This window comes from Paraburkholderia hiiakae (assembly GCF_904848665.1).
GTDB classification, from domain to species: domain Bacteria; phylum Pseudomonadota; class Gammaproteobacteria; order Burkholderiales; family Burkholderiaceae; genus Paraburkholderia; species Paraburkholderia hiiakae.
Genome location: NZ_CAJHCQ010000008.1, coordinates 265458 through 289283 on the forward strand (window position 1 = coordinate 265458; position 23826 = coordinate 289283).

Sequence of the window (23826 nt, forward strand, 5' to 3'; positions counted from 1 at the left end):
TTTATAACAAAATGCGCGGCAAGTGTGCCGCTTCCGATCGCTTCTGCAACGTTTCTTTTACTACTGCCTACGACCGCGCGTTTCCCCCGCACGCCGCCGTGGGCCCTCCTCATGCCGACTCAGTGCTGAACCGGCCGTACTTCGATGATCTTGCCCGTGCTCCGGCCCATACGCTCAGCAAGGCGCGTGCGGTCCTTCACTTCGCCGGCGAGCTGGCCGCAGGCCGCGTCGATGTCGTCGCCGCGCGTCTTGCGCACGGTCGTGACGACGCCCGCATCCATCAGGATCTGCGCGAAGCGCTTGATCTGGTCCGATTTCGAGCGCAGCAAGCCCGACTCGGGGAACGGATTAAACGGGATCAGATTGAACTTGCACGGCACGTCCCGCGTAACGGCGAGCAATTCTCGCGCGTGCTTTTCGGTGTCGTTGACGCCGTCGAGCATGCAGTACTCGAACGTGATGAAGTCGCGCGGCGCGACTTCCAGGTAACGCTGGCAAGCCGCCATCAACTCACGCAGTGGGTACTTGCGGTTGAGCGGCACGAGTTCGTCGCGCAGTGTGTCGTTCGGTGCATGCAAGGAGACGGCGAGCGCCACGGGGAGCTCGGCCCCGAGACGATCCATCATCGGCACGACGCCCGAGGTGGACAGCGTGACACGCCGGCGCGACAGGCCGTAGGCGTTGTCGTCGAGCATCAGGCGCATGGCTGGCACGACCGCGTCGTAGTTCAGAAGCGGCTCGCCCATGCCCATCATCACCACGTTCGTGATGACGCGTTCGCCCTTGCCGTCACCGCCGGTCGCCCGCCCGCCTGCCTCACCGAGTAGCGAGGCACGCAAGGCGAACTCCGCCATGCGCAGCTGGCCGATGATCTCGGCGGTGGTGAGATTGCGTGAAAAACCTTGCTTGCCGGTTGAACAGAACCGGCAATTGACTGCGCATCCCGCCTGCGAGGACACGCACAGCGTGCCACGGTTGTCTTCGGGGATGAACACAGTTTCGACCGCGTTGCCGTTGCCGACGTCCACGAGCCATTTGCGCGTGCCGTCGGAGGAAACGTTGTCGCTGATGATGTCGGGCATGCCGATGGTGGCGCGCCCTTTGAGCTTCTCGCGCAGCGATTTGGCGAGATCCGTCATACCGTCGAAGTCGGCGGCGTTGTATTGATGGATCCAGCGCTGAAGCTGTTTGGCGCGAAACGGCTTCTCGCCCAAGCTCTCGCAATAGGCGACCAGCCCTTGGGCGTCGAGATCGAGAAGGTTGACGGTGGAACTGCTCGTCATGTCGAATCCTGCCATTTCAGTGCGAGAGCGCGCTCACCGCCCGTATCGCCCAGCTGCCTGCGCACTTGCGCGGCATCGGGAACTGGACGGTGAGCGTCATCGCCGTTCGCGACCCTATGCTACTACTGCAATCTGCTCGCGCTGTACTTAGCGCGAGTAGACGTTGACTTGCGGGAAGAAGAACGCGATTTCCACGGCAGCCGTTTCAGCGGCGTCCGAGCCGTGCACGGCGTTCGCGTCGATGCTGTCGGCGAAGTCGGCGCGGATCGTGCCCTTGTCGGCCTTCTTCGGGTCAGTTGCACCCATCAGTTCGCGGTTCTTCAGGATGGCGTTCTCGCCTTCCAGCGCTTGCACCATCACCGGGCCCGAGACCATGAAGTCCACGAGGTCCTTGAAGAAGGGACGCGCTGCGTGAACAGCATAGAACTTCTCGGCGTCAGCGCGCGAGAGGTGAACCATGCGAGCGGCAATGATCTTCAGACCAGCGTTTTCGAAGCGGCTGTAGATCTGGCCGATCACATTCTTTGCCACTGCGTCCGGCTTGATAATCGACAGGGTGCGTTCGATCGCCATAAAAGCTCCAAAAAATTAAGAGGTTACAGATTCAAATGAATCCGCAATTGTAGCATGTTCCCATGTATGATTGCGATTGAACCCTCATAGCCCGGCAAACCGGCGCAAATGAGCGCGAACCGGGCACAAGTCAGGCACAAACACCGCGCTGCCGTACCTTTCAGAAAGGCTTAAGATTGGCGGCATACGCTGTACAAAGATAACGGAAACTGTGTGGCAACCCGTTGAAACTCTGGGTCGGCACACTTATCTTATGGGGGAGCGGACCGCGCACCTGCACGCCCTCACCCACGCGTCTCACGCAAGGAGAAAGCATGAACGAGTATCCCTATAACTTCGGCCGCGGCGGCAGCGTCACCTCGGCGGAGACCCGCAACCGCGTACTGCGCAACACCTATTGGCTGCTCGCGCTGTCGATGGTGCCGACGGTGCTCGGCGCGTGGGTGGGCGTCGCGACCGGCTTCTCGCTTTTTGCGGCCACCAGCCCGGCCATGAGCCTGCTCGCATTCTTCGCGATCGCCTTCGGCTTCATGTTCGCCATCGAGCGCACCAAAAATAGCTCGGTAGGCGTGGTGGTGCTGCTCGGCTTCACGTTCTTCATGGGCCTGATGCTCTCGCGTCTGCTGTCGTTCATCCTCGGCTTCTCGAACGGCCCGCAGCTCATCATGCTCGCATTCGGGGGCACCGGCATCATTTTCACCGCCATGGCCACCATTGCCACGGTCAGCAAGCGCGACTTCTCGGGCCTCGGCAAGTGGCTCTTCATGGGCGTGATCGTGATCCTGCTGGCCGGCGTCGCGAACATGTTCCTGCAACTGCCCGCGCTGATGCTCACGGTTTCGGTGCTCGCCATCGCGATCTTCTCGGCCTACATGCTGTTCGACGTGCAGCGCGTCGTGAACGGCGGCGAGACGAACTACATTTCGGCGACGCTTGCGATCTATCTGGACCTGTATAACGTGTTCACAAATCTGCTCGCCATCCTCGGCATCTTCGGCGGCAATCGCAACTAAAGCGCAATCAAACCTTGGTGGGCCGGATCGACAGACCCCGGCCCCACCAGGCAAAAAGCCCATGACTCACGTCATGGGCTTTTTTTCGTCTATTCGTTAGCTGTCGGGCGGCCACGCGGAACCTAGAGCGCAATCCAGTCAAAACCCTCGGCTTGCGAAGCGACCCCAATTTCCGTCGAGGCGTTTCCGAGAACCGCGGCCATCGCCGCCCGCGCGAGTTCGGGTGTGTTGTTCTGCTGGCTCAGGTGCGCGGCGATCAAATGCCGCAGCTTCGCGCGATCGAGCCCGGCGAGGATGCTGCCGGCCGCCTCGTTGTTCAGATGACCATGCGACCCGCCGATACGCGCCTTGAGCGAGGCCGGATAGCGGCTCGTCGCAAGCATCTCGAGGTCGTGGTTGCATTCGAGCACGAGTGCGTCGCAACCGCTCAGCACGCTGCTGATATGCGACGTCGATTCCCCAACGTCGGTCAGCACGCCTAGCCGGCTCGCGCCGTCGCTGAACACGAACTGCAGCGGCTCGCGGGCGTCGTGCGGCACCGTGTAGGGCAACACACCGAGTTCGCCGATTTCGACCGTTTCGTCGCCCCACAACACATTGAGTTCGACGCCTGCGGCATCGTCGGCGCCCACGGCCTGCGCCGTGCCCCAACTCATGTAAAGCGGAATCGACCAGCGGCGCGCAAGCGTGAGCGCGCTGCCGATATGGTCGGAGTGTTCGTGGGTGATGAGAATCGCGGTGAGCGAATCGGCGGCCAGCCCCGCGCGGGCGAGGCGCCGCTCGACTTCCTTCGCTGAGAATCCGCAGTCGAGCAGCACGCGCGTGGGCGTCGTGCCGCTGCCTGCTTCTACGACCAGTGCGTTGCCCTCGCTGCCGCTGCCGAGGCTCGCAAATCGCATATCAGCGCACGTCAGTTCAGCTGCGCGTGGAGCGCGGAGACGATACGTTGCGCGTCCGACGAGGTGTCGATGCGGCCGGTCTGGTCGACCACGGCAACCTGGGTCGAATTGCCCGTCGAGCGAACCGCCACGACGTATTCCGGCCCTTGATCCTTCGAGGCCTTCTTCGGATTGTAGAAAAGCTTGCCCAACAACCCGTCGCCCTTGAGTTCCTGCATCGAGTCGGCGTAACGCACGAAGTAGAGACCCTTCTCGCGGTCGCGGTTATCGACCGTGAAGTTCGTGCGGTCGAGCGCCAGGCCCACACGCAGCCACGCGGTGTCGAACGCTTCGGGCAGATCGAGCGTCGTGCCGTCAGGACCGGCGGCGATCTTGACGCCCGCCGTCGACGGACGCGCATCGGTCAGCAGTTGCTTGGACTGCGCGTCGGTCAGGCCGAACTTCTGCATGATCTTCGCGAGGAACGCGGCTTCGAGCGCCGGGTCGCGCGGGCGCTCCACCCACTTCGACCCCGTCTTGTCCTGTCCCGTCAGCACTTCTTCCATCGCGTTATGCGTGACGGAAATATCGGTTTGACCGTCCGGGCCGCGCGAAACCAGCACGCGGAAGCGGTCGCGCGTGCCCGACGAGTACGCGAAGTCGATCACGCGGCCGATCGTGCGGCGGAACCAGTCGTCCGGAATGTTGGCGCGGTTTTCCGCCCAGTCGGTCGTCATGATGCCCGTGGACGGCGAGTCGGTCGTCAGCGTGAAGCCATTTTCCGTCCAGAACTCCTGCAACTGCGGCCAGACGTCGTCCGGCGAACGGCCGTCCACCACGAGCCAGCGGCGGTCGCCGTCGCGCTCCACGTGCATGCCGAACGGATCCTGCGCATCCGGCACGCCGAGCGTGGCGTTGCCGGCCGGCGTGACCGTGCGCTGAGCGGCGCCGCCAAGCGTGACCGTGGGCGGCGGCGCGACGTACTTCTGGTCGTTCGGCGCCGACGACAGATCCTGCGGCACATTCAGCGGCGGCGCGGTCGGCGTGTCCTTGTAGTTGACGCGATCGGACGCGAACATGTCGTTCAGCGACTCGCAGCCTGCGAGCGAGCCAAAGGCAAGCGCCAGCACCGCCATGCGGGTTGCGTGGAGGGAAAAAGCGGAACGTTTCATGTGGGCCTTCGTGATACGGGAACGCTAAGCCTTGCTCTGCGAGACGGTAGATCCGAGGTCGGTCCGAGGTCTTTCAGTGATTGGGCGGTTGGGCCGTGGCGGCGTCGGTTGAAAAATCGGCGACTGGCTGATCGAATCAGCCAGTCAGGCCGGCTTCGCGCAGCGCGGCGCGCACTACGTCGTGGTAGCGCGCGTCGAGCGGCGTGAGCGGCAGTCGGATGCCGCCTTCGATGCGGCCGAGTTCCTGCAGCGCCCACTTCACCGGAATCGGATTCGATTCGATGAACAGGTTCTTGTGAAGCGACAACAGCTTCATGTGGATCGTGCGCGCCGTCTTCACGTCGCCGGCAAGCGCGGCCTTGCACAGGTCGCTCATCTGGCGCGGTGCAACGTTCGCGGTCACCGAAATATTGCCGTGGCCGCCGAGCAGCATCAGCGCGATCGCCGTGGGATCGTCGCCGCTGAAAATCTTGAAGCCGTTCGGCGCATGCTTGATGAGGTGCGCTGCGCGGTCGATGTTACCCGTCGCTTCCTTCACCGCGATGATGCCCGGCACTTCGGCCAGACGCAGGATGGTCTCGTTCGCCATGTCCGCGACCGTACGGCCCGGCACATTGTAGAGAATGACCGGCAGGTCCACGTCCTCCGCGATCTTCGCGAAGTGACGGTACATGCCTTCTTGAGTCGGCTTGTTGTAATAGGGCACGACCTGGAGCGACGCCTGAGCGCCGACTTCCTTTGCGTGCTTCGTGAGTTCGATGGCTTCGGCGGTGGAATTGCCGCCGGCGCCCGCGATGATCGGCATACGGCCAGCGGCGTGCTCGACCGCCGTCCTGATCATCAGGATGTGCTCTTCGACGTCAAGCGTGGCGGACTCCCCGCTCGTACCGACGACGACGAGGCCATCCGTCCCCTCTTGCACGTGCCAGTCGATCAGTTTGCGGAATGCCGGCAGGTCGAGACTGCCGTCCTCGTGCATGGGGGTGACGATCGCGGGAATGCTGCCTTGCAGCGTAATGCCGTCCTGAGTGCCGTTAGCCATGAAACGCCAGAAAAATGAGTCGGTTAAACCGCGATTGTAGCGGATTAGCCGGTCAGATCGTAACGCGTTACGGGTAGGCCCTGGTTCTCAGGTACATTACCGGCTCTTTCGGGGGACACTGAGGTCGTTTTTTCCCGCACTGCGCAGATGCGCTGAATATACGCCTCACGCGGCTGCGAAAGAAAACCGTCCTGATAGGCGATTACCCGCAGCGCGGGCATACAGACCGCCAGCAACTCGCCCGGAGCGAGCAGGAAAGCGGGGTTCGATGGCTTGCCGACCGTTTCGTTGCCCTGCGCGAAGGTTTCGTAGATCAGCACGCCGCCGGGCGCCAGCGCCTCAAGGAGACGGGCCATCAGCGGGCGGTGGAGGTAGTTCGTGACAACCACGGCGGCAAAGCGGGCATCCGCCGCGAGCGGCCAGGGCGCGCCTTCGAGGTCGCACTCTAATGTCGCGACGCCCGCCACATCATGCAGCGTGGCGAGCGCGGCGGCGTCGCGATCGAGCGCCATGACCGGGTGACCGCGACTCGCGAGCCATCGCGTGTGCCGGCCCGCGCCGCAGGCCACGTCGAGCACGTCGCCACCGGGTGCGATGAGGTGCGCCCAGCGGCGCACCCAGCGCGAAGGCTCGGAAAGCCCGTGGGCCGGCGAACCGGCTGCAGGCGTCGACGTCATCAGCTCGATCAGGTGTACGAGAGGCCCATGGCCTCGCGCACGTCGCGCATCGTCTCGTTGGCGAACTTGCGCGCCTTGTCGCAGCCGTCCGCGACGATCGCACGCAGCAGCGACGGGTCGTCCATGTACTTCTGCGCACGCTCGAGCATAGGCTGCTGCTCGCGCAGAATGCCTTCGATCACCGGCTGCTTGCACTCCAGGCAACCGATGCCAGCCGTACGGCAACCCTTCTGCACCCAGTCATGCGTCTGCTCGTCCGTGTAGACCTGGTGCAGCTGCCACACCGGGCACTTGTCCGGATCGCCCGGATCGGTACGGCGCACGCGTGCAGGGTCGGTCGGCATGGTCCGGACCTTCTTCGTGATCGATTCGGCGTCTTCGCGCAGGCCGATGGTGTTGCCGTACGACTTCGACATCTTCTGGCCGTCGAGGCCCGGCATGCGCGAAGCTTCCGTGAGCAGCACCTGCGGCTCCGGCAGGATGATCTTGCGCGAGCCTTCGAGGTAGCCGAAGAGACGCTCGCGATCGCTCATCGAGAGGCTTTGTGACTCCGAAAGCATCGCGCGGGCTTGTTCGAGCGCCTCTTCGTTGCCTTCCTGCTGATAGGCGTTGCGCAGCTCGTGGTAGAGCTTCGAGCGCTTGCCGCCCAACTTCTTTGCCGCTTCGTTGGCCTTCTCTTCGAAGCCCGGCTCGCGACCGTACATGTAGTTGAAGCGGCGCGCCATTTCGCGCGCCATTTCGACGTGCGGCACCTGGTCCTCGCCCACCGGCACGAGCGACGCGCGGTACAGCAGGATGTCGGCGGCCATGAGCACCGGGTAGCCGAGGAAGCCGTAGGTACCGAGGTCCTTGTCCCGCAGCTTCTCGATCTGTTCCTTGTAGGTCGGCACGCGCTCGAGCCAGGACAGCGGCGTGCTCATGCCGAGCAACAGTGCGAGTTCGGCGTGCTCGGGCACGCGGCTCTGGATGAAGAGCGTGGCCTGGTTCGGGTCGATGCCCGAGGCGAGCCAGTCGATCAGTACGTCCCAGACGTTCTTCTCGATGACATCCGGCGTTTCATAGTGCGTGGTGAGCGCATGCCAGTCGACCACGCAGAAGAAGCACGGATACTCGGACTGCAAGCGCACCCAGTTTTTCAGCACGCCGTGATAGTGGCCGAGGTGCAGCGACCCGGTGGGCCGCATGCCGGAGAAGATACGGTCTGGGAACATGATGTTATGAAAAGAGCGACACAAGAGGGGTAAGGATGGCAGTGACCGCGTCGTAACCTAGACTTACGAGCGGGCGCAGCCAGAATCGCGTGAAGATGCCACTCACGAGCAACCCCATCACGATGATGAAACCATAAGGCTCGATACGGGCGAGCGCAATGCTCGCGCGCGTGGGCAAAAGCGCCCCGAGCACGCGGCCGCCGTCGAGCGGCGGCAGCGGAAAGAGGTTGAGCACGCCAAGCACGAGATTCACGCCCACACCTGCGGCGGCCATGCGCGTGAAGAACGGCTCGTCCACGCCGAGCACCGCGAGACCCACGCCGAACACGCCCCATACGATGGCCTGCACGAAGTTGCACAGCGGCCCGGCCGCCGCGACCCACAGCGTGCCCCAGCGCGGATTGCGCAGATTGCTGAAGGCGATCGGCACGGGCTTCGCGTAACCGAACACGAACGCGCCATTCGTCAGGAAATACAGCACGAGCGGCATCGCGATTGTGCCGATCGGATCGATGTGGCGCATCGGATTGAACGAGACGCGACCGAGCACGTACGCGGTGTTGTCGCCGAGCATGCGCGCGACGTAACCGTGCGCCGCTTCGTGCAGCGTGATCGCGAAGATGACCGGCAAGGCGTAGACGACGATCGTCTGAATCAGATTGGATTCCATGGCGGGCTATTGTATCAATGCGTCAATGCGCTCTGGCCGCGTTCACGCCGCGCAACTTTCTTCACGCCTCTTCCTCTTCGATGCCGAACGGCGCCAGCGCGCCGCGCCCCGGCCGCACGAGCACGGGTTCTTCACCCGTGAGATCGATCACAGTGGACGGCTCGCAGGGACACGCCCCGCCGTCGATCACGAGATCGACCTGTTTTTCGAGGCGCTCGCGAATCTCTTCGGGGTCGTTGAGCGGCGCGGTGTCGGGCGGCAGGATCAGCGTAGTGGCAAGCAGCGGCTCGCCCAGTTCTTCGAGAATTGCAAGCGGAATCGGATGCCCGGGCACGCGCAGGCCGATCGTCTTGCGCGACGGATGCGACAGACGCCGCGGCACTTCCTTCGTCGCGACCAGCACGAATACGTACGGCCCCGGCGTCACCGACTTGATGAGCCGGTACTGACGGTTGTCCACCATGGCGAAGTTCGCGAGTTCGGACAGGTCCCGCACCATCAGCGAGAGCAACGCCTTTTCGTCGAGCCCGCGGATGCGGCGCAAACGCTCGGCCGCCTGCTTGTCGTCGATGCGGGCGGCGAGCGCGTAGCTCGAGTCAGTGGGCAGCGCGATCACACCGCCGTCGCGGATGATCTCCACCGCCTGCTTCACGAGGCGCGGCTGCGGGTTTTCTGGGTGAAGCCGAAAGAACTGGGACATGGCAGTAATCAGCTGACGAATGGCGATGAAAAACAGCGGGACGGTGCGCGAAAACGGCAGGCGACTGCACGTAGTACCACAAAGCGACGACAAAGCGGGATTGATCGGCGCGAAATGTCTGGCAGAACCGCCTTGCAGCACAGGGATGCAGTTAGCGGGCCACGCGCCGTGCGCCGCCTACAGCCATCGCTCCCAAACAGGCTTGAGATCGGAAGGCAACGGCGGCAGCGTACCCGGCTCGATCGCATCGGGCCCGGGTGCATGAAAGTCCGAACCGCGCGACGCTTCGAAACCGAAGCGCCTCGCAACGGCCGCGTACTCGCCGTACTGGTCGGGCGTATGGCTGCCGGTGACGACTTCGATGGCCTTGCCGCCCAGATCGATGAATTCGCCGAAGAGCGTGTCGAATTCGAGCTGGGTGTAAGCATAGCGGCCCGGATGCGCGATGATCGCCTCGCCGCCGGCCGCCTTGATCCACGATACGGCGTCGGCGAGCTTCGCCCAGCGGTGCGCGATGTACCCGGGCTTGCCGTCACCGAGCCAGCGCGAAAACGCGTCCTGGGTGTTCTGCGCACGGCCGCTTTCGACGAGAAAGCGCGCGAAGTGGGTACGCGAGATCAAATCGGGATTCGAGACAAACTGGAGCGCGCCTTCGTACGCGTCGGGAATGCCGAGTTCATCGAGCCGCTCGCCAATCGCTTCGGCGCGCGCCGCACGGCCGTCGCGCGTGCGCGCGAGTCCATCGACGAGCGCCGCGCACTCCGTATCGACATGCAAACCAACGATGTGCACCGTGCGCGACGCCCAGGTCACCGAAATCTCGACGCCGCTCAAATAGCGTATGCCGAGCGCTTCGGCCGCCTTGCGCGCTTCGTGCTGGCCGCCGAGCACGTCATGGTCGGTGAGCGCCCACAGGTTCACGCCACCCGCTTTCGCCAGCTGCGCAACGGCAGCGGGGGCCAGTTGGCCGTCGGAGACAGTGGAGTGACAGTGGAGATCGGCGTTCATTGGATGTGGGCAAAGGATGAACGCTCATTTTACTGCAACGCAGTGAAGTCGTCGGGCGGCGACTGGAACGTCGTCGCCGCCCGAACGAACGCTCGATGTGCCAGGCGCTCAGGCGCAGAAAGCCTCGATCAGGCGCGCGACCTCTTCGGGCTGGTCGTGGTGCACCATGTGCCCCGCCCCGTCGACGATCCGTTCGCGCCAGTCGGGAAACGCCTCGAAGCGCTTCTTGAATTCGTCGATGGGGACCGCCCCCGCGATCCGCGCGAGCGTTTCAGAGCCGGCCGCTTCGACGTGCAGCACCCGCGCGCTCACCTGCGACCAGATCGCCATTACCTCGTCGAGCTGGTACAACAGCGGCCCGCGCATCTTGTGCGCTGGATCGCCGAGCAGCACGTAGCCGCCTTCGCCGTCCGGCTTCGACCAGTGCTCCGCGAGAAAGCGTGCGCGCGGTGCGATCAGCCGCGGGTTCGTCTTCACGAGCCGCGCGGCCACCTCGTCGAGCGATGCGTAGGTGCGCAATTGCGGCGGCGTACGGACCTCGTCGAGCCACTCGCGGATGCGACCCGGCGCCTGTTTGGGTGACGGCGCCGGCAGGCCGAAGCCTTCCAGATCGACCACGCGCCGCACGCGCTCGGGCCGCACGCCCGCATAGAGGCACACGATGTTCGCACCGAGGCTGTGCCCGACGAGATCCACCTGGCCCTCGGGCGCGTAGTGCGCGAGCAGTGCATCGAGATCGGCAAGGTAGTCGGGGAACCAGTAGTTGCTGCCCTGCCCCTGCGCGACGGGCCAGTCTGAGAGACCGAAGCCGCGCAGGTCGGGCGCGATCACTTGCCAGTCGCCGCCGCGTGCATCGAGCGCATCGACGACGAACTGGAATGACGCCGCCACGTCCATCCAGCCGTGCAGCATGAAAAGCACAGGCGCGCCCTCTGCACCCCAGCGGCGCACATGCAGCCGGATGCCATTGACATCGACGAATTCAGAACGGGATTGATTCATTTGCACTGCCGCAACAAAAAGAATGGTCGTTCGATTATATAGGCGATGGGCGCCTGCGGCGGTTCATTCGTTCGAGTGACGTTCCGTCGACTTCTTCGCGGCGGCCTGATCCGTCGCGTCCTGTGCCGCCAGCGTATCCAGCTCGGCCTCGTCGAAGCCCGCCGAGCGGCGCGCTTCGAAGTTGAACGGCCCGCGCATGCGCGGCGCGTGGTACTGCTCGGCGAGCGCGAGCCACGCCGCGTGCGGGTCGAGACCGCGCGACTCGCACAGGTAACGGAACCAATGGTTGCCGATGCGCACGTGCCCCACTTCGTCGCGCAGGATGATGTCGAGGATCGCGGCCGATTCGTCGTCGCCGGCCTGCTTCAGGCGCGCGCGAATGGGCGGCGAGGCATCGAGCCCGCGCGCTTCCAGCACGCGCGGCACGAGCGCCATGCGCGCGAGCACGTCGGCGCTCGTGCGCTCGCACATCTCCCACAGGCCGTTGTGCGCGGGGAAGTCGCCGTACACGTGACCATAGTCGGCGAGGCGCGCGCGCAGCAGGGAGAAGTGATACGCCTCTTCCGCCGCGACCTTGAGCCAGTCGGCGTAGAAGGCGTCGGGCATGGCGGGGAAGCGCCACACCGCGTCGAGTGCGAGATTGATCGCGTTGAATTCGATGTGGGCCAGCGCGTGCAGCAGCACCACCCGGCCCTGCGGCGTGCTCATGCTGCGGCGTTGCAGTTCGCGCGGTTCGACGAGCGGCGGGTCGGCGGGCCGGCCGGGCAAGCCGGCCGGCGTCGGAATGCCGAGTTGCGGCTCCCAGCGGGGCGCGCTGGCCTGGGCCTGACTTTGCGCATGCAGCGCGCGTACCGCGTCGGCCTTGGCGACTGGGTCACATTCGCGCAACGCGTCGAGCACCGCGACGCGCCAGCAGGTGGACGCGGCATCTGAAGGAGTCGGGACGTCAGCGCTGGTGTTCGCGTTGGCGGCGGAGAAAACGGATTTCATCGGCAGAAGAAACAGGGACCGAAAAGCGTGGAGCACACAAGCTTCGCGCGAAGCCGCCCAAACTTGCCCCAAGCGGTGCGCGCGCGCAACCGTTTACAATACGCGATTCACCTGCCTCGCGTCGTCCGCATCCATCGCGCGGCGCCAGCGAACCGGCAGCAGCCCCCAATATCAGGAGACTCGACACCGTGGCCATCTACAAGCTTGGCGAAGCCGCACCGACCATTCACGAAAGCGTGTTCGTCGCGGACAACGCAACCGTCATCGGCAAGGTCGAACTGGCCGAAGACTCGAGCGTCTGGTTTGGCGCGACGCTGCGCGGCGACAACGAGCCGATCACCGTCGGCCGGCGCAGTAACGTTCAGGAAGGCGCGGTGCTCCACACGGACCCCGGCTACCCGCTCACGCTCGAAGCGAACGTGACGGTGGGCCATCAGGCCATGCTGCATGGCTGCACCGTGAAGGAAGGCGCGCTCATCGGCATTCAGGCCGTGGTCTTGAATGGCGCGGTAATCGGCCGCAACTGTCTGGTTGGCGCGGGTGCGGTGGTCACGGAAGGCAAGGTGTTCCCCGACAACTCGCTGATTCTCGGCGCGCCGGCCAAAGTCGTGCGTGAGCTCACCGAGGCCGACATCGCCGGCCTCAAGCGCAACGCGGATGTCTACGCGCAGCGCCGCGAATATTTCAAGGCGCAGCTCGTGCGCATCGGCTGAGAGCGGCACGCTCTCGCCGTGTGCGGCGCGGACCGCGCCGCCCCGATTCAAACGAAGGAAAAGATTGTGAACGACCAGTTGCAAAAATTCATGTTCAGCGCCGCCCCGGTGCGCGGCGAGATCGTCTCGCTGAGCAACACGTGGCAGGAAGTGCTCAAGCGCCGCCAGTATCCGACGCCGGTGCGCACCGTGCTCGGCGAGATGATGGCGGCGTGCGCGCTGCTTTCGGCGAATCTCAAGTTCGACGGCACGCTGATCATGCAGATCTTCGGCGACGGCCCCGTGAAGATGCTGGTCGTCCAGTGCGGCTCGGATCTGACGATGCGCGCCACCGCGCGCCTCGGCGAAGACTTCACGGGCGAAAACGCCCTGCCGCTCGGCGAAGAACTCACGTTCGCCGACCTCGTGAATCCGGACGGCCAGGGCCGCTGCGTGATCACGCTCGATCCCGCGAAAAAGCAGCCGGGCCAGCAGCCCTATCAGGGCATCGTGCCGCTGAACGGCGAAGACGGCCCGCTCAAGTCGATCGCCTCCGTGCTCGAGCATTACATGCATCACTCGGAACAGCTCGACTCGCGCCTGTGGCTCGCCGCGAACGACGACCGCGCGGTCGGCATGCTGCTCCAGAAACTGCCGGGCGACGGCGGCATCGTGCCGCATCAGGGCGAGCACGACCTCGATACCTGGGAGCGTGTCTGCACGCTCGGCGGCACGCTCACACGCGACGAAATGCTCAAGGAGGACGGCGAGACAGTGTTTCGCCGCCTCTTCTGGCAGGAGAACGTGCGTCACTTCGAACCGCTTGCGCCGCGCTTCCAGTGCTCGTGCTCGCGCGAGAAGGTGGGCGCGATGCTCAAGATGCTGGGCCGCGAGGAAGTCGACGGCGTGATCGAGGAACGCGGTCATGTCGAGATTCATTGCGACTACTGCAATCAGCGCTATGAGTTCGACCCGGTGGACGTCGCGCAACTTTTTGCCGTGACGGGGCTCTCAGAAAGCGTGAGCCCCGCTGCGGAGCGTCGCCATTAAGGTGAACTGAAGCGCACCAGGGCGCACTGAGTCGATAACGCCTATGCGGCGCAACGCGTGTTGCGCCGCCACCCTCTACAGAGGCGGGTAGACAGGCGCGGGAACCGAATCGAAACGCGGACCCGCCGTCATCTCAAATTATTTAGGCGTCCGATAGATGGAGAGAAGCATGATCAAGAACAAACGCTTCGCACTTCCGTTGCGCGACCGCATGACGCGCGTGAGCGCATTACTCGTACTCGCGACACTCGGCGCAACCGTTGCGTCGACGGGCGGCTGCATGATGGACCCGCCCGGCCCATCGCCGATCTACAGCCGACTGCCCGCGGCGCAGTCAGGCCTTCCCGCGACCGCGCCAGTGCTCACGCCTGACGAAAAAGCGCGCTACGACGCGATCGACCGCCAGGTACTCGCCGAACAAGACAACGCCATGGCCGCGGAAGCTGCCGCACAAGCCTGGTCACACGCCTACGCGCCACCCGTCACGGTCTACGGCAGCTACTACAGTGGCGGTTGGGGCCACGGCTGGGGCACGGGTATTGGCTACGGTTATCCGGGTTGGGGCTGGTAATCACACGGTTTCCCAACGCGAACGAGTAAACGAAAAAAGGCGCGGCTCGATGCCGCGCCTTTTTGCTTGCCACGCTGCCCAGCACATGCGGCGCGATTAGCCCGCCTTCTTCGCTTCCTTCCCGTGCCCGTGCTTCTTCTCAGGGACACGCGAAACGGGGTTCGGCACCACCCTGACCGGCGCCGCCGACATCTCGCCGCGCGTCGAAGTATTCGACGAACCGTTCGGCGTAACCGGCGGCGTCTGGTTCGGCGAGACGAACTGCACGAACACCTCGCTGTCCTTCACCATGCCCATTTCGTAGCGCGCGCGCTCTTCGACAGCAGCCGTGCCGTTCTGCAGATCCTGCACTTCGCCCGCAATGCGTTCGTTGCGCAGTTTCTCGTCGTCGTTCTGCTTTTGCTGCTGCGCGAGCTGTTGTTGCAGTTCGTGCACACGCAGCCAGCCACCATGGCCCCACCAGAGCGGATACTGGATCAGCACGAGCAGGATGATCAGAACGACAGTGACAAGCCGCATGAAAGGTGCCGGATAAATACACGCCGCCCTGCGCTATACGCAGGGCGGCGGAGAGAGATGACGAAGGGTGACAGCAAGGCTGCTGCCGGCGCAGGTTCCGCTTAACGCAGGTTATAGAACGCCGACTTGCCCGGGTAGCTGGCGATATCACCGAGATCTTCCTCGATGCGCAGCAACTGGTTGTACTTCGAGATGCGATCGCTACGCGAGAGCGAACCGGTCTTGATCTGACCCGCGTTCAGGCCGACAGCGATGTCAGCGATCGTGGAGTCTTCGGTTTCGCCCGAACGGTGCGAGATCACGGCCGTGTAGCCCGCGCGCTTGGCCATTTCGATCGCTGCGAAGGTTTCCGTCAGCGTGCCGATCTGGTTGATCTTGATGAGGATCGAGTTGGCGATACCCTTGTCGATGCCTTCCTTCAGGATGCGCGTGTTGGTGACGAACAGGTCGTCGCCCACGAGTTGGACCTTCTTGCCGAGCTTGTCGGTCAGCAGCTTCCAGCCGGCCCAGTCGCTTTCATGCATGCCGTCTTCGATCGAGACGATCGGGAACTTGTCGGCAAGCGTTGCCAGGTAGTCGGCAAACTCGGCCGACGACAGTTGCAGGCCTTCGCCCGCGAGCTGGTACTTGCCGTCGTGGTAGAACTCGCTCGCCGCGCAGTCGAGCGCGAGCAGCACGTCTTCACCGGCGCGGTAGCCAGCCTTTTCGATGGCTTGCAGGATGGTCGAGAGGCATTCGTCGTTGCTGCCGAAGTTCGGTGCGAAGCCGCCTTCGTCGCCCACCGCCGTGCTCATGCCGCGATCCGAGAGGATCTTCTTGAGCGCGTGGAACACTTCCGCGCCGCAACGCAGCGCTTCACGGAAGGTCGGCTGGCTCACCGGCACAATCATGAATTCCTGAATGTCGAGGCTGTTGTTCGCGTGCGCGCCGCCGTTGACGATGTTCATCATCGGGACGGGCAGTTGCATCGCGCCCGAACCGCCGAAGTAGCGGTACAGCGGCAGGCCGGCTTCTTCAGCAGCAGCCTTCGCGACGGCCATCGACACGGCCAGCATGGCGTTTGCGCCGAGACGCGACTTGTTGTCGGTGCCGTCGAGCTCGAGCAGGGTCTTGTCGAGGAAGGCTTGTTCTGACGCGTCGAGGCCCATGATCGCCTCGGAGATTTCGGTGTTGATGTGCTCGACAGCCTTCAGCACGCCCTTGCCGTTGTAGCGGCCGGCTTCGCCGTCGCGCAGTTCGATCGCTTCGCGCGAACCGGTCGACGCGCCCGACGGCACCGCTGCGCGGCCCATCGTGCCCGATTCGAGCAGCACGTCGCATTCGACGGTGGGATTGCCGCGCGAATCCAGGATCTCGCGACCGATGATATCTACGATTGCACTCATGGTTTCCTCAGGAAATGACAGTAATTCTTGCGCGAGCTGCGCCGTCTGCTGCATCGGCCCGCGAGGCACAGTTTCTATGCTCGTTCGGGGCACACCGTCACATGGGACAGGCTGCGTGCTCGCCAGGTTCAACTTGCCGCAGCGCAACGGTCACGTTCCAATGACCGTTGCGCTGCCACGCTGCCTTGTACATCGAGCGCGGTGCTGGCTGCACTGCGCACAGCATGATGTCGTTAGATGACATTTGCTATGCGCGCGGTACTGCGCCGCGCTGCTCCTCCATCGCACCGCCCATGCAATCGAAGCGGTGCGCCGTACTACGTAAATCTCGGATCAGCTGAAGTCGTTCTCGAGGAACGGCGTGCGCTTGACCGCCTGGTCGAGCGTCACGAGGGTTTCGAGCAGGTCGGCCATGCGGTTCAGCGGCACGGCGTTCGGACCGTCGGACTTCGCTTCGGCGGGGTTCGGATGGGTCTCCATGAAGAGCCCCGCTACGCCCGTGGCCACGGCCGCGCGCGCGAGCACCGGCACGAATTCGCGCTGACCGCCCGAGCTCGTGCCCTGTCCGCCCGGCAACTGCACCGAGTGGGTCACATCCATCACGACTGGCGCACCGGTCTCGCGCATGATCGCGAGCGAGCGCATGTCCGAGACGAGGTTGTTGTAACCGAACGAAACACCGCGCTCGCAGGCGAAGAAGCGGTCTTCGGAAAGACCCGCCTCACGCGCGGCTTCGCGTGCCTTGTCGATCACATTCTTCATGTCGTGCGGCGCGAGGAACTGGCCTTTCTTGATATTGACAGGCTTGCCCGAGCGCGCGCATGCGTGGATGAAGTCGGTCTGGCGGCACAGGAACGCGGGCGTTTGCAGCACGTCCACGACCGACGCCACGGGCCCGATCTCCTCTTCCGAGTGCACGTCGGTCAGCACGGGCAGACCGAGCTGGCGCTTCACTTCGGAGAGGATGCGCAGGCCCTCGTCCATCCCGAGGCCGCGAAACGACTTGCCGCTCGAACGATTGGCCTTGTCGTAAGACGACTTGTAGATGAACGGAATGCCGAGCTTAGACGTGATTTCCTTCAGGCGGCCCGCCGTGTCGATCGTCATCTGTTCAGATTCGACGACACAGGTGCCTGCGATCAGGAAGAACGGCTTGTCGAGACCAACCTCGAAACCGCACAGATTCATGCTTTCTCCTCGGCGCGCGCCTCATGGTGCGCGACTGCCGCTTCGACATACGCCTTGAAGAGCGGATGGCCGTCACGCGGCGTGGACGTGAATTCCGGGTGGAACTGAACGCCGACGAACCACGGGTGCATGTCGCGCGGCAGTTCCATCATTTCCGGCAGATCTTCGCTGGGAGTACGGGCGCTGATGATAAGGCCGCTGGCCTCGAGCTTGGGCACGTAGCCGTTATTGACTTCATAACGGTGACGGTGACGCTCGTTCACGTCCTTGCCATAGATTTCGGATGCGAGCGTGCCGGGCTTGATCGGGCAACGCTGCGAACCGAGGCGCATGGTGCCGCCGAGGTCCGAATCTTCGGTGCGCTTTTCGACCTTGCCTTCGCGGTCGGCCCATTCGGTGATGAGCGCAACGACGCGGTCCGGCGTATCCGGATCGAATTCCGTGCTGTTCGCGTGCTTCAGACCCACCACGTCGCGTGCGAATTCGATCACGGCGAGCTGCATGCCGAGGCAGATGCCGAGGTACGGCACCTTCGCTTCGCGAGCGTATTGAATGGCCTTGATCTTGCCTTCGGTACCGCGACGGCCGAAGCCGCCCGGCACGAGGATCGCGTCGAGATGCTTGAGGCTCTCGACACCCTCTTCGTCGATCTGCTCGGAGTCGATGTACTCGATGTTCACCTTCGCCGACGTCTTGATCGACGCATGACGCAGCGCCTCGATGAGCGACTTGTACGACTCGGTCAGGTCGACGTACTTGCCGACCATGCCGATCGTGACTTCGTGCTTCGGATGCTCGAGCTTTTCGACCATTTCCGACCAGATCGACAGATCGGCGGGCTTGGCGGAGAGCTTCAGTTCGTCGCAGACGATCGAGTCGAGACCCTGATCGTGCAGCATCTGCGGAATCTTGTAGATGCTGTCCGCGTCCCACACCGAAATCACGGCGTCTTCGGGCACGTTCGAGAACATCGAGATCTTCGAGCGCTCGTCGTCGGGAATGCGACGGTCGGCACGGCACAGGAGCACGTTCGGATAGATACCGATTTCACGCAGCTTCTGCACGCTATGCTGCGTGGGCTTGGTCTTCAGTTCGCCCGCCGTGGCGATGAACGGCACCAGCGTGAGATGCACGAAGCATGCGCTGTTGCGGCCAAGGCGCAGGCTCATCTGACGCGCGGCCTCGAGGAACGGCAGCGATTCGATGTCGCCTACTGTGCCGCCTACTTCAACGATCGCGACATCCGGCTCGCCGCACGTCGCCGATGCGGCGCCGCGTTCGATGAATGCCTGGATTTCGTTCGTGATGTGCGGAATGACCTGCACGGTCTTGCCCAGATAGTCGCCGCGGCGTTCCTTGCGGATCACCGATTCGTAGATCTGGCCCGTGGTGAAGTTGTTGGCCTTGCGCATCTTCGTGGAGATGAAGCGCTCATAGTGGCCGAGGTCGAGGTCGGTTTCCGCTCCGTCTTCCGTCACGAACACTTCGCCGTGTTGAAACGGGCTCATCGTGCCGGGGTCGACGTTGATGTAGGGATCGAGCTTGAGGAGGGTGACTTTCAGACCGCGCGATTCGAGGATCGCGGCGAGGGAGGCGGCGGCAATACCCTTGCCAAGGGAGGAAACTACGCCGCCGGTGACGAAAACATATTTGGTCATCGCTGGATGCTCGCGGGAAAAACGGATTATACCTGAAAGCAAGGGCTAACCCTGAATTTTGAGCGAGCAGAAACGATGCGCGACGCGTCGGCTTGCGCTCTGCCCTGCCCCGCAAGCAACAGCGCCGGCAAGCGTGCGCTCAGGCTCCGTTTTCCATGGCGTAAAGCATGCGCTGCACCGCGCGCGCGGTCTCGATCGGACGCTCCATGGGATACAGATGACTGCCCTCGATCCATTCGAACCGCTCGCCCGCAATGCGCCGTGTTGCCGCAAGCCCGACCTGGCGGACTTCACGCGACTGCGTGCCCGCGACGAAGCTCACCGGCACGGGCGACCCGTGCACGAGCCTCGCGCCGAGCGTGTGCGGCAGCGTACGATAGATCATGTATTCGGTTTGGCGGTCGAAGGCGAGCATGCGACCACCGTCCACCGAGGTCTGAGGAATGCCGAAGTCGACATAGTCGGACAGCACACGCTCGTCCCAGCGCGCGAACGCCGCCTTCGAATGAAAATGTCGCCAGGCCTCGTCGCGGCTCGCCCAGTTCGTGCGGCGCGTGCGCGTGGCGGCGGCCGGTGAAAGACGTTCGTCGAGGCCAGTCCACTGCGAAACCCGCAGCATGCTGCTGCGCCAGCCCGCGATCACCGGCGAATCGAGCATCACGACGCCTTTGACCCACTGCGGCTTTTTCAGCGCGGCCATCAGCGAGAGATAGCCGCCGAGCGAATGGCCTACGAGCCATACGGGCTCCTCGTAGGTGCGACCAATGTCGTCGAGCAGTTGTTCGACGAGATGCGGCCAGTCACGCGTGACGGGAAAGCGCGCATCGTGCCCGATGCGCTCGATGTAGCGCAGTTCGTAGTTGTCGCCGAGTTCGGCGAAGAACGTGCGATACGTCGAGGCCGGAAAGCCGTTCGCGTGCGAGAAATGGATGACGTTTTTCAAGGGCGGCTTGTCTCTCTATTTTGTTGATCTCTTTCGTCGTTCACGCTTGCGTCCATACTTCTGTCGCCCGGCGCGTCAGTCCTGCGTTGGCGGGTCCATCCAGTAGCGCCGCTGTGTATCGCGAAAGCGCTCGACGGTGAGTGCGCCAGGTTTTGCCTCGACGCGCGCGGCGCCGTCCGCGTCGCTACGCGCGAGCACGATGTGGCGCGCCGCGTAGCGCGCGTAGACGCCCGGATACGGGTGATGAAAGCGGTTCAGATAGCCTACCTGAAATATCGCGACGAGCGGCCAGACAGAATCGAGGAACGGTTCAGTCGACGAGGTTCGGCTGCCGTGGTGCGGCACAACGAGCACCTGTGCGCGCAAGCGCACGGGGTCGCGCGCGACGAGCGTGCGCTCGACGCCCGCTTCGATGTCGGCGGCGATCAGCGCGGAAACCGGGCCCGCTTGTGTTTCGCGCGCGGCGCTCACCGCCGTTGTCACCCGGAGGACGCAGCAATGCGCGTTGGGTTTGCCCGCCAGCGGCCCGGGGTCGGGCCACAGCACCTCGAAGTCGACGCCGTCCCACCGCCAGCGCTGGCCGGCGGCGCACTGCACGGTCTGCGCGCCCTTTGCGCGCGCGCTCGCCCACAGCGGATGCGCGGGCAGGATGCCAGCCACGAATTCCCTCACCTCAACGGCATCGAGCACGGCTTGCGCGCCGCCAGAATGATCGGAATCGTCGTGGCTGATCATCAGCGCGTCGAGGCGCCCTATGCCGTGCGCCTGCAGATACGGCACGACGATCCGCTCGCCCGCCTGCGTCGATTCGGGCCCGGGGCCTGCGTCGAAAAGCAGGCGGTGACGGGCGGTTTCGATCAGCACCGACGTGCCCTGCCCGATGTCGAGCGCCGTGAGCCGGAAAGCGCCCGGCGGCGGCCCCGTGGGCGCGGGCACCAGCAGCGGCAGCCACGTGAACGGCGCGAGCCAGCGCAGCGGCCAGCCGCGTGGCGCAAGACACCAGGCGACGCCCACGGCCGCGCAAGCGAGCGGCCACCCGCCGGGTTGCGGCAATCGTAGAACCGCCCACGGCAGGCCTTCGAGGGCGCCTAGCGCCTCGGCCAACCCGTCGAGGCAGGTATGCGCTGCACGCAGCGCGAACGCATCGATCGGCGCGGGTAGCGCCGCGCTCCCAATGACCAGTGGCGTGACGAGCATGCTCACCCAGGGAATCGCAAACGCGTTGGCGAACGGTCCGATTAGCGGTATTTGCGCGAACCAGCAGGCCGTGAGCGGCGCGAGCGCCAGCGTCACGGCCCATTGCACGCGAGCACTATCGCCGAGGCGCGAGGCAATGCGCCGCATTCCCTCACGCCAGCCGCCTGGCGGAAAAGCCATGGCGGCGAGACGCCGAAGCCAACCGTCGCGTGCAGTCGGCTCTGCGGTCGGCTCAGCTCGGTCGCGCATCGGATCGGCGTCGTCGGCAGACAAGGGCTGTGGCGCGTCCCTGTGCAAGCGCGGCACGCCGCTTGCCGCGAAGAGGATCGCCCCGACCGCGCAAAACGAGAGCCAGAAGCCGGCGGCCGTCACAGCCCACGGATCGCGCAGCAGTACAAGCCCGAGCGCCCACGCCAGCACATGCGAGCGCGCGACCTCGCGCCCGGCGAATAGCGCGAGCGCCGCGACCGCCAGCATCCAGAGCGCGCGCTGCACCGGCACATTGAAGCCGGCGAGCGCGGCATAGATGCCCGCCGCGAGCAACGCGCCCGCAACGGCAACCTTCTGCGCGGGCACGAAGAGCGGCGCCTCGATACCGCGCCAGCGCGCGCGCCTCCACAATGCACCCGCGCCCCATCCCGCGAGCCCCGCAACGAACGCGAGATGCAGCCCGGAAATCGCCACCAGATGGCTCGTGCCCGTATTGCGCATGAGACGCCAGTCCGCGTCGCTGACCGCGTCCTGCGCGCCGGTCGCAAGCGCGATGACGATGCCGCGATGCGGCGCATCGCCGAGCACCGCGTCGATGCGCGCACGCAGCGCAGCGCGCGCGAGCTCGATGCGCACGCCGATGCCCGAGGCGTCGACGTGCAGACGCACCGCATGCTCCAGATCGCTCACATAGCCGGTTGCGCGCACGCCGCGCGCGAGCAGCGCGGCTTCCATGTCGCGCAGACCGAAGTTGCCATTGCCGTGCGCTCGTTTTAGCCGCAAGGCAAGTCGCCAGCGCGCGCCGGGCACGAGCGGCGGCAGCGGCGCTTCGCGCGCTACCCAGGACAACTGGATCAATTGCGGCAGCCGTGTGGTGGCTTTGTGGGCTTCTTTGTTCGCCTCCCAGGATTCAACGCGAAAGAGAAAGCTCGCACCGTTTGCGCCGTAAGAAGGCAAGCTGGCGATATAGCCGGTGACGTAGAGATCGCGCGTCTGCCAGGCAGCGGGAAGCACCTGTGCAAGCCGCAATTCGGCACGCCAGGCCGCGTAGCCAAAGCCCGCGCATCCCGCCGCAAGCCACACCGCCGCCCAGCCGCTCGCAGTGCGCCATCGTCGCTCGCCCAAAAAGCCAGACACTCGGGATTCATCCGCCGGCGCAGTGGCGCCGAGCGCCCACAGCGCCCACCCGGCCGCAAGCAAGATTGCCAGAACGAGCCCGACCCACGCGCCCCTCCCCGGTAACGCAACCTGCCGCTGCAAGGCAATCACGCCCAGCGCAAAACCGCACCATATCACCCGCATCCTGCCTCCTCGCAACGAGGGGGCCGAACGCACCGACCGCGGCGATCGCGCCGCGGTGAACGCGCGCCGCGCACGCCACTCTGGAAACGATTATGCAGACGAAAGCGCGAGCCGCGGCAGCGCTGCCGCCGCGTTAGCCGTCGTGCCAAGTGCAAGTTCCTCGGGACTCAAGCCGCGCAAGCCGGCAAGCACGGTGCCAATGCGCGGCACCTGGTCGGGCGTGTTGCGCGCGCGATAAAGCCAGGCTGGTGAGATATCGGGCGCGTCGGTTTCCATGACGATTGCCTCGAGCGGCAACTGCTGCGCGAGCCTGCGAATCTGCAGCGCGCGCTCGAACGTCAAATTGCCGCCGAAACCGAGATGCATCCCTTGATCGATGAACGCGCGCGCCTGCTGAAAGCTGCCGTTGAACGCATGCGCGATCCCGCTTTTCACGCCGTTGCGGCGCAGCCCCTTGAGCACCTGATCCTGCGACTTACGCACATGGCAGATCGCCGGCAAGCCGAACTCGCGCGCAAGGCGCAGCTGGGCGTCGTAGAAGTGCTGCTGACGCGCCTCGTCGAGGCCCGGCACGAAGTAATCGAGCCCGATCTCGCCAATGCCGACGAAGCGCGGATCATCGAGACTCGCCTCGATCTCGCCGCGCAACGCTTCAAGGTCTTCGTCGCGCGCCTGCGGCGTATAAAGCGGATGAATGCCGAGCGCGTAGACCGCGCCCTGGGTGCGGTGCGCGAGCGTGCGCACGACTTCGAAGTTCTCGCGGGCGACTGCCGGGATCACGATGCGCGACACGCCCACCGCTTGCGCCGCCGACGCGACCGCGTCGCGGTCGCCATCGAACTCGGCGGCATCGAGATGGCAGTGCGTGTCGATCCACATGGCGCTCGCTCGC

The 23826-nt window shown here is 64.6% G+C and carries 23 protein-coding genes; 4 read left to right on the forward strand and 19 right to left on the reverse strand.

Going from position 1 to position 23826, the window contains the following annotated elements:
* Window positions 1–119 precede the first annotated feature (119 nt).
* A complete protein-coding gene (gene rlmN / locus JMY28_RS17835; protein WP_201697226.1) occupies window positions 120–1283 on the reverse strand; it encodes a 23S rRNA (adenine(2503)-C(2))-methyltransferase RlmN in 1164 nt (387 codons plus the stop codon).
* A gap of 147 nt (window positions 1284–1430) precedes the next feature.
* Window positions 1431–1856 carry a nucleoside-diphosphate kinase gene (ndk, locus tag JMY28_RS17840; RefSeq protein WP_201697227.1) on the reverse strand — a complete coding sequence of 142 codons (426 nt, stop codon included), beginning with the start codon at window positions 1854–1856 and terminating at the stop codon, window positions 1431–1433.
* A gap of 314 nt (window positions 1857–2170) precedes the next feature.
* Here ndk and JMY28_RS17845 point away from each other — a divergent pair, with 314 nt between their 5' ends.
* Window positions 2171–2869, forward strand: coding sequence for a Bax inhibitor-1/YccA family protein (locus JMY28_RS17845; RefSeq protein WP_133181408.1), 699 nt, complete (start codon window positions 2171–2173; stop codon window positions 2867–2869).
* Window positions 2870–2991: 122 nt separating this feature from the next.
* Here JMY28_RS17845 and JMY28_RS17850 read toward each other — a convergent pair whose 3' ends face one another.
* The 10 genes from JMY28_RS17850 to JMY28_RS17895 form a co-directional block, all read right to left on the reverse strand.
* Window positions 2992–3768 (reverse strand): MBL fold metallo-hydrolase, encoded by a 777-nt coding sequence (locus tag JMY28_RS17850; RefSeq protein ID WP_201697228.1) that lies wholly within the window; start codon window positions 3766–3768, stop codon window positions 2992–2994.
* 11 nt (window positions 3769–3779) lie between these two features.
* Window positions 3780–4919, reverse strand: coding sequence for an outer membrane protein assembly factor BamC (gene bamC, locus JMY28_RS17855; protein WP_201697229.1), 1140 nt, complete (start codon window positions 4917–4919; stop codon window positions 3780–3782).
* A 136-nt stretch (window positions 4920–5055) separates the two neighbouring features.
* Window positions 5056–5961: a 4-hydroxy-tetrahydrodipicolinate synthase gene (dapA, locus tag JMY28_RS17860; RefSeq protein WP_201697230.1), complete on the reverse strand. Its 906-nt coding sequence runs from the start codon at window positions 5959–5961 to the stop codon at window positions 5056–5058.
* 44 nt (window positions 5962–6005) lie between these two features.
* Entirely contained in the window at window positions 6006–6638 is a 633-nt protein-coding gene (locus JMY28_RS17865; protein ID WP_201697231.1) for a class I SAM-dependent methyltransferase, read from the reverse strand.
* Between the two features lie 8 nt (window positions 6639–6646).
* Window positions 6647–7849 carry a tryptophan--tRNA ligase gene (locus JMY28_RS17870; RefSeq protein ID WP_201697232.1) on the reverse strand — a complete coding sequence of 401 codons (1203 nt, stop codon included), beginning with the start codon at window positions 7847–7849 and terminating at the stop codon, window positions 6647–6649.
* A 4-nt stretch (window positions 7850–7853) separates the two neighbouring features.
* The gene (locus tag JMY28_RS17875) at window positions 7854–8519 is read right to left on the reverse strand and encodes a site-2 protease family protein (RefSeq protein ID WP_201697233.1); all 666 of its coding nucleotides are present in this window, start codon (window positions 8517–8519) and stop codon (window positions 7854–7856) included.
* A gap of 61 nt (window positions 8520–8580) precedes the next feature.
* On the reverse strand, window positions 8581–9219 hold the full coding sequence (locus JMY28_RS17880) for an L-threonylcarbamoyladenylate synthase (RefSeq protein ID WP_201697234.1): 639 nt from the start codon (window positions 9217–9219) through the stop codon (window positions 8581–8583).
* Window positions 9220–9396: 177 nt separating this feature from the next.
* On the reverse strand, window positions 9397–10227 hold the full coding sequence (locus tag JMY28_RS17885; RefSeq protein ID WP_201697235.1) for a 3',5'-nucleoside bisphosphate phosphatase: 831 nt from the start codon (window positions 10225–10227) through the stop codon (window positions 9397–9399).
* Between the two features lie 108 nt (window positions 10228–10335).
* Window positions 10336–11229: an alpha/beta fold hydrolase gene (locus JMY28_RS17890; RefSeq protein WP_201697236.1), complete on the reverse strand. Its 894-nt coding sequence runs from the start codon at window positions 11227–11229 to the stop codon at window positions 10336–10338.
* A gap of 63 nt (window positions 11230–11292) precedes the next feature.
* Window positions 11293–12219: a ferritin-like domain-containing protein gene (locus JMY28_RS17895; protein WP_201697237.1), complete on the reverse strand. Its 927-nt coding sequence runs from the start codon at window positions 12217–12219 to the stop codon at window positions 11293–11295.
* Window positions 12220–12407: 188 nt separating this feature from the next.
* Here JMY28_RS17895 and JMY28_RS17900 point away from each other — a divergent pair, with 188 nt between their 5' ends.
* From JMY28_RS17900 to JMY28_RS17910, 3 genes are all read left to right on the forward strand, one after another.
* Window positions 12408–12932, forward strand: coding sequence for a gamma carbonic anhydrase family protein (locus JMY28_RS17900; RefSeq protein WP_201697238.1), 525 nt, complete (start codon window positions 12408–12410; stop codon window positions 12930–12932).
* Between the two features lie 66 nt (window positions 12933–12998).
* On the forward strand, window positions 12999–13961 hold the full coding sequence (hslO, locus tag JMY28_RS17905; protein ID WP_201697239.1) for an Hsp33 family molecular chaperone HslO: 963 nt from the start codon (window positions 12999–13001) through the stop codon (window positions 13959–13961).
* A gap of 169 nt (window positions 13962–14130) precedes the next feature.
* Window positions 14131–14532 (forward strand): hypothetical protein, encoded by a 402-nt coding sequence (locus tag JMY28_RS17910; RefSeq protein WP_236596909.1) that lies wholly within the window; start codon window positions 14131–14133, stop codon window positions 14530–14532.
* A 96-nt stretch (window positions 14533–14628) separates the two neighbouring features.
* On the opposite strand, the gene ftsB is transcribed toward JMY28_RS17910, so the two are convergent.
* The 7 genes from ftsB to JMY28_RS17945 all read right to left on the reverse strand — a co-directional run bounded on the left by ftsB (window position 14629) and on the right by JMY28_RS17945 (window position 23813).
* Window positions 14629–15051 carry a cell division protein FtsB gene (gene ftsB, locus JMY28_RS17915; protein ID WP_201697240.1) on the reverse strand — a complete coding sequence of 141 codons (423 nt, stop codon included), beginning with the start codon at window positions 15049–15051 and terminating at the stop codon, window positions 14629–14631.
* Window positions 15052–15152: 101 nt separating this feature from the next.
* Window positions 15153–16436 (reverse strand): phosphopyruvate hydratase, encoded by a 1284-nt coding sequence (eno, locus tag JMY28_RS17920; protein ID WP_103703989.1) that lies wholly within the window; start codon window positions 16434–16436, stop codon window positions 15153–15155.
* A 333-nt stretch (window positions 16437–16769) separates the two neighbouring features.
* Window positions 16770–17624 (reverse strand): 3-deoxy-8-phosphooctulonate synthase, encoded by an 855-nt coding sequence (gene kdsA, locus JMY28_RS17925; RefSeq protein WP_201697241.1) that lies wholly within the window; start codon window positions 17622–17624, stop codon window positions 16770–16772.
* Window positions 17621–19282, reverse strand: coding sequence for a CTP synthase (locus tag JMY28_RS17930; RefSeq protein ID WP_201697242.1), 1662 nt, complete (start codon window positions 19280–19282; stop codon window positions 17621–17623). Before JMY28_RS17930 ends, kdsA begins: the two co-directional genes overlap by 4 nt.
* Window positions 19283–19421: 139 nt before the next feature.
* Window positions 19422–20225: an alpha/beta fold hydrolase gene (locus tag JMY28_RS17935; protein WP_201697243.1), complete on the reverse strand. Its 804-nt coding sequence runs from the start codon at window positions 20223–20225 to the stop codon at window positions 19422–19424.
* A 75-nt stretch (window positions 20226–20300) separates the two neighbouring features.
* Window positions 20301–22934 (reverse strand): ComEC/Rec2 family competence protein, encoded by a 2634-nt coding sequence (locus JMY28_RS17940; protein ID WP_201697244.1) that lies wholly within the window; start codon window positions 22932–22934, stop codon window positions 20301–20303.
* 90 nt (window positions 22935–23024) lie between these two features.
* Window positions 23025–23813, reverse strand: a complete 789-nt coding sequence (locus JMY28_RS17945; protein ID WP_201697245.1) for a TatD family hydrolase — start codon at window positions 23811–23813, stop codon at window positions 23025–23027.
* Between the last annotated feature and the right edge of the window lie 13 nt (window positions 23814–23826).